At 42.9% G+C, this 4,070-nt stretch carries 6 protein-coding genes and 1 pseudogene; 5 read left to right on the forward strand and 2 right to left on the reverse strand.

Annotated features, from left to right (window positions below; all coding sequences use genetic code 11):
* From ODU55_RS04320 to ODU55_RS04340, 5 genes and pseudogenes are all read left to right on the forward strand, one after another.
* Positions 1 to 122, forward strand: a pseudogene (locus ODU55_RS04320) (IS630 family transposase); the annotation flags it as partial.
* A gap of 53 nt (positions 123 to 175) precedes the next feature.
* Positions 176 to 454, forward strand: coding sequence for an autorepressor SdpR family transcription factor (locus tag ODU55_RS04325; RefSeq protein ID WP_275600726.1), 279 nt, complete (start codon positions 176 to 178; stop codon positions 452 to 454).
* A complete protein-coding gene (locus tag ODU55_RS04330; RefSeq protein WP_398581993.1) occupies positions 441 to 1,040 on the forward strand; it encodes a DUF1648 domain-containing protein in 600 nt (199 codons plus the stop codon). The genes ODU55_RS04325 and ODU55_RS04330 overlap by 14 nt, the downstream gene beginning before the upstream one ends.
* A 428-nt stretch (positions 1,041 to 1,468) precedes the next feature.
* The gene (locus ODU55_RS04335) at positions 1,469 to 1,879 is read left to right on the forward strand and encodes a GNAT family N-acetyltransferase (protein WP_398581994.1); all 411 of its coding nucleotides are present in this window, start codon (positions 1,469 to 1,471) and stop codon (positions 1,877 to 1,879) included.
* A gap of 118 nt (positions 1,880 to 1,997) precedes the next feature.
* A complete protein-coding gene (locus tag ODU55_RS04340; RefSeq protein ID WP_398581995.1) occupies positions 1,998 to 2,609 on the forward strand; it encodes an FMN-dependent NADH-azoreductase in 612 nt (203 codons plus the stop codon).
* Between the two features lie 15 nt (positions 2,610 to 2,624).
* Here ODU55_RS04340 and ODU55_RS04345 read toward each other — a convergent pair whose 3' ends face one another.
* Complete coding sequence (locus tag ODU55_RS04345) at positions 2,625 to 2,897, reverse strand: GIY-YIG nuclease family protein (RefSeq protein WP_105135927.1); 273 nt, start codon at positions 2,895 to 2,897, stop codon at positions 2,625 to 2,627.
* Positions 2,887 to 3,636: a tRNA1(Val) (adenine(37)-N6)-methyltransferase gene (locus tag ODU55_RS04350; protein ID WP_398581996.1), complete on the reverse strand. Its 750-nt coding sequence runs from the start codon at positions 3,634 to 3,636 to the stop codon at positions 2,887 to 2,889. Before ODU55_RS04350 ends, ODU55_RS04345 begins: the two co-directional genes overlap by 11 nt.
* Positions 3,637 to 4,070 lie beyond the last annotated feature (434 nt).

Below are 4,070 nucleotides of genomic sequence, written 5' to 3' on the forward strand. Positions count from 1 at the left end.
ACTCACCTGAGTACAATCCCATCGAGAAAATCTGGGCTCACATCAAAAAACACCTCCGAAAAGTATTACCAAATTGCAATACTTTTCTTGAGGCACTTTTGTCCTACTCTTGTTTCAATTGACTATATTTTTATTGAAGAGTAATTACTACTAGAAAGAAGGAGGAAATGATAGTATGGGGCTTTCCGAAACCTTGAAGGCAATTTCTGCTCCTATTCGTAGGCAAATTCTAGATAGTCTTAAGTCGGGGCCGAAGTCTGCTGGGGAAATTGTAGAACAATTTCATTTAACAGGAGCAACAGTTTCTCATCATTTATCCACTTTGAAAAAAGCTGGATTAATTTTGGAGGAAAAGCAGAAAAATTTTATTTATTATCGTCTAAACTATACGGTCTTTGAAGAGGTCTTGGTTTGGATTGCAAGTTTAGGAGGGCAACAAGATGAAGAAAATTGACATAAAAACCTTATTAGCAACTTCGAGTATATTTCTACTGATTGCTGTATTGATGATTTGTTACTATAAAGCATTGCCAGATACTATGGTGACACATTTTGGCGTAAATGGTGAGCCAAATGGCTCTATGGCCAAGTATATGATGATTTTGACACCACTACTATTCTTTTGTGTTCACCTATTCATTTGTGTACTTTATGATGTGAAAGGGATAGGGAAAACACCAGTCGTTCGAGTGGTCAAATGGCTTTTTCCGTTGCTGGCTCTCATCATTCAAGTTGCTTTACTCAGGTCTAACCTGGGTGGAGAATTAGATTACCGGAGACTTGTTATTGGACTGCTAGCTATCGGTTATATGGTAATAGGGAATTATTTACCCAAGGAGGAATTGGGCAGCAAGACCAATGAAATAGAAAGAAGGGGAAGAAAGCAGGCAGGCTATCTCTTCATCATTGGTGGGCTATTGCTACTAGTTAGTCTGTTAGGTTCAACAACCCTATCTATCCTTGTACTGATTTTGTTTGGTATATCTGTCATAACCTTGAGTCTCTATTATTTTTATCGTCGTTACAAAACCGCTTCCTAATTGGAGCGGTTTTTGTTATACTTGAAGTAGCAAAACAGGAGGTAAGACCATGGGCGTTTTGACAATGGGTCGAGCCTTTGTATTCTAAAAAACAATATCGTCATTTAGTTTTTCTTTTATTACTTCGACGTAAGAGGAAACTCCGTTTCCTTATTTCCAACTTCAAACACTCCACTGGATTGTTTGAACTCGCCTTGCCTGATTGAAACAGTCTGGGGGATACGAATAGTCCGGTGGACTATTCGTACCTGAGCTTGAAAACAAAAAAGCGAAGTACATCAGCTGGTCATCTAGAAAAAAGAAAGCATTGAGTTATGCCTGCGGCTGTTGATGCGAACTTTGTTCGCTCTATTTCCAACCTCCAACTATCTACCAGATAGTTGGAGCGAGTACTAAAAGTAAACTAAAAGTATACAAAGGAGAAGAACATGATTACTTACAAACAAGATCCTCAACTTGATTTTCAAGCTGTCCTTAACCTCTATGATTCAGTTGGTTGGACAAATTATACTGACCGGCCTACCATGTTACAGAAGGCTTTGGAACATAGCCTGCTTGTTCTTGCGGCCTATGACGGTGATCGTCTAGTTGGTCTTTTGCGAGCAGTTGGTGACGGCCATTCAATCGTTTTTATTCAGGACATCTTGGTCCTACCAACCTATCAGCGACAAGGGATCGGGCGTCAGCTTTTGGAGCAGGCCATTGCCTACTTTCCAGGTATTTATCAGCTTCATCTCTTGACAGACAATACTGAGAAAACACGGTCTTTCTATGAAGAACTTGGCTTTACGGCTGTTGATAGCCTAGACTGTGTCGCTTACACCTATTTAAAAAAATGATAACAGTTTTGAATGCAGAGGCTGGGAGACCAGCCTCTTGCTATGAGCAAATGATTTGAATTTCAAATCAAAAAGAGTAGAATAGAATTATCGATAATTAGTGATAAAGAGAGAAACAATGGTAACTGTATTAATTGTAAAGGCCCACCCCCTCGACGCACAAAAGTCCTATGCCTTGCGAGCTTTGGAAGAGTTTCAAACTCGGTACGCCAGTTTGCACCCAGAAGATCGGATTGAAATAGTCGATGTCTTTGAAGATCAGATTCCTGCCTTGGACAAGCCTTTGCTTGAGGCTATGGGAGCAGTTAAAAAAGGTATAGAAATCAGTCCTGAACAAGCAGAACACTTGGACCGCTACAATGCACTGACCCAACAATTTCTTGCAGCAGATAAGATTGTCGTGGTCAATCCCCTTTGGAACCTCAACGTGCCAAGTCAATTAGTCTCATGGGTTAATACCATTAACGTTGCAGGCCTGACATTCAAGTATGGACCTGAGGGCTCTATCGGTCTGGTCAAGGGTAAAAAATTGTTACATATCCAGTCCAATGGTGGGGTTTACGCAGGTCAAGATCCAGCAGCCCAATACATCAAGTCTATTTTTGAGTTTCTGGGCTTTGAAGACATCCATCAGGTCTTTATCGAAGGACAATCGGCCGATCCAAACCAGGCGCAGGCTATTTTTGAAGAAGCTATGGGGAAAATTGATACAATTTTGGAAGTATTTTAAATAAAAAGCCTCGTACTATTTTGTACGAGGTTTTTTAGTCATTTCTGAGATATAGTCCAACTTGCTCTGTCGGCTGCGTTTCTTAAAGAGTGCCTCAGCGGACATGGCTTCCTGCTTACTAGCAAAAGCTTCTTGATAGAGCAGGCTGACAGGCAAGCGTCCGCGGGTGTACTTGGCCCCTTTCCCACGATTATGGGTAGCAAGCCGCTTGACCACATCAGTCGTATAACCAGTATAAAGACTCCCGTCGGCACATTCCAAGACATAAAAGTAGGCCTTATTTTCCATAATAAATCTCATGAATAGCCGGAGTATAGTCGCCGTTTTCCTCATGGACAACCAGAGGTGGCAGGATGTGCAGACCGTCCACCGAGCCGTCCTTGATAGCCTCAATTAGTAGCATATTGGCCTCCTTGCTGGCCTTGGGATAGACAAACTGGATGCGTTTGGGAGCTAGTTTGTAGGTCCTCAGCGTGTCCAAAATATCTAAAAATCGGTCGGGTCTGTGGACCATGGCCAAGCGACCATTTGATTTGAGCACCTGTTGGGCCACCTGGCAAATGCTGTCTAGGTTGGTTGCAATCTCGTGTCTTGCCAGAAGATAATGCTCGCTGTCATTGAGGTTTGAACCCTCGTCTACCTTGAAGTAGGGAGGATTGCAGAGCATCAAATCCACCTTGGACCGCAAATTATACTGGGGCAGGTTTGCCAAGTCATCATTGATAACCGAAACCCGTTCCTCCAGGCCATTGAGGGCGATGGAGCGGCGGTTCATGTCAGCAAGCCGTTCCTGCAACTCGACCTGAATAATCTGAGCCTTAGTACGTGTGGAGGCAAAGAGGCCCACCGCCCCATTTCCACTACAAAGGTCAACAATCAGCCCCTTCTGAGCAGGCATTTTTGGAAAACGTGAGAGGAGGACGCTGTCGATGGAGTAGCTAAACACCTCCCGATTTTGAATAATCTGAACATCTGTCGAGAAGAGCTGGTCAATCCGCTCTCCGTCTAATAACTCAATTTTTTGCATGATTTTATTATACCATCTTTAGCAGAAAATCTCAGTCCATTTTGGAAGAAAAAGGGAGTGGGAAAGAACTCGACCAGTCTAAAAGAGTTCCCCTCATTTTCAAACAAGTAGCTTCGGGCTAAAATAGTCCACTGGACTATTTTACTCCCACCCCCACACAGCTCAAACTGTCTGGGAGACAGTTTGAGGTTGGAAATAAAGCGAACACAGTTCGCATCAGTCGTTAGGTCAGATTTGGAGTGTGAAACACGAACAAATCTGCCAATCAACCACTGCGCTGAGATGTTGACACGAACTCTGAGTAGTAACCGCTGGGCTTGAGCCCAGCCTCTTCAATCTAACTAAAAAATTCAATCCAAGCCCCGACCAGCAGGAAAGCGATACAGAGATAGATTTGCCAATTTGCTTTCAAGGTCCATTCTTTAGACCAAAAG

It is taken from the genome of Streptococcus sp. 2022WUSS037 (assembly GCF_044427225.1).
In the GTDB taxonomy this organism is placed as follows: Bacteria; Bacillota; Bacilli; order Lactobacillales; family Streptococcaceae; genus Streptococcus.

Bases quoted from the DNA above. Each gene is read 5' to 3' on its own strand.
- ODU55_RS04340 (WP_398581995.1), top strand. From the start codon at position 1,998: ATGGTAACTGTATTAATTGTAAAGGCCCACCCCCTCGACGCACAAAAG.
- ODU55_RS04350 (WP_398581996.1), bottom strand. From the start codon at position 3,636: ATGCAAAAAATTGAGTTATTAGACGGAGAGCGGATTGACCAGCTCTTC.
- ODU55_RS04325 (WP_275600726.1), top strand. From the start codon at position 176: ATGGGGCTTTCCGAAACCTTGAAGGCAATTTCTGCTCCTATTCGTAGG.
- ODU55_RS04345 (WP_105135927.1), bottom strand. From the start codon at position 2,897: ATGGAAAATAAGGCCTACTTTTATGTCTTGGAATGTGCCGACGGGAGT.
- ODU55_RS04335 (WP_398581994.1), top strand. From the start codon at position 1,469: ATGATTACTTACAAACAAGATCCTCAACTTGATTTTCAAGCTGTCCTT.
- ODU55_RS04330 (WP_398581993.1), top strand. From the start codon at position 441: ATGAAGAAAATTGACATAAAAACCTTATTAGCAACTTCGAGTATATTT.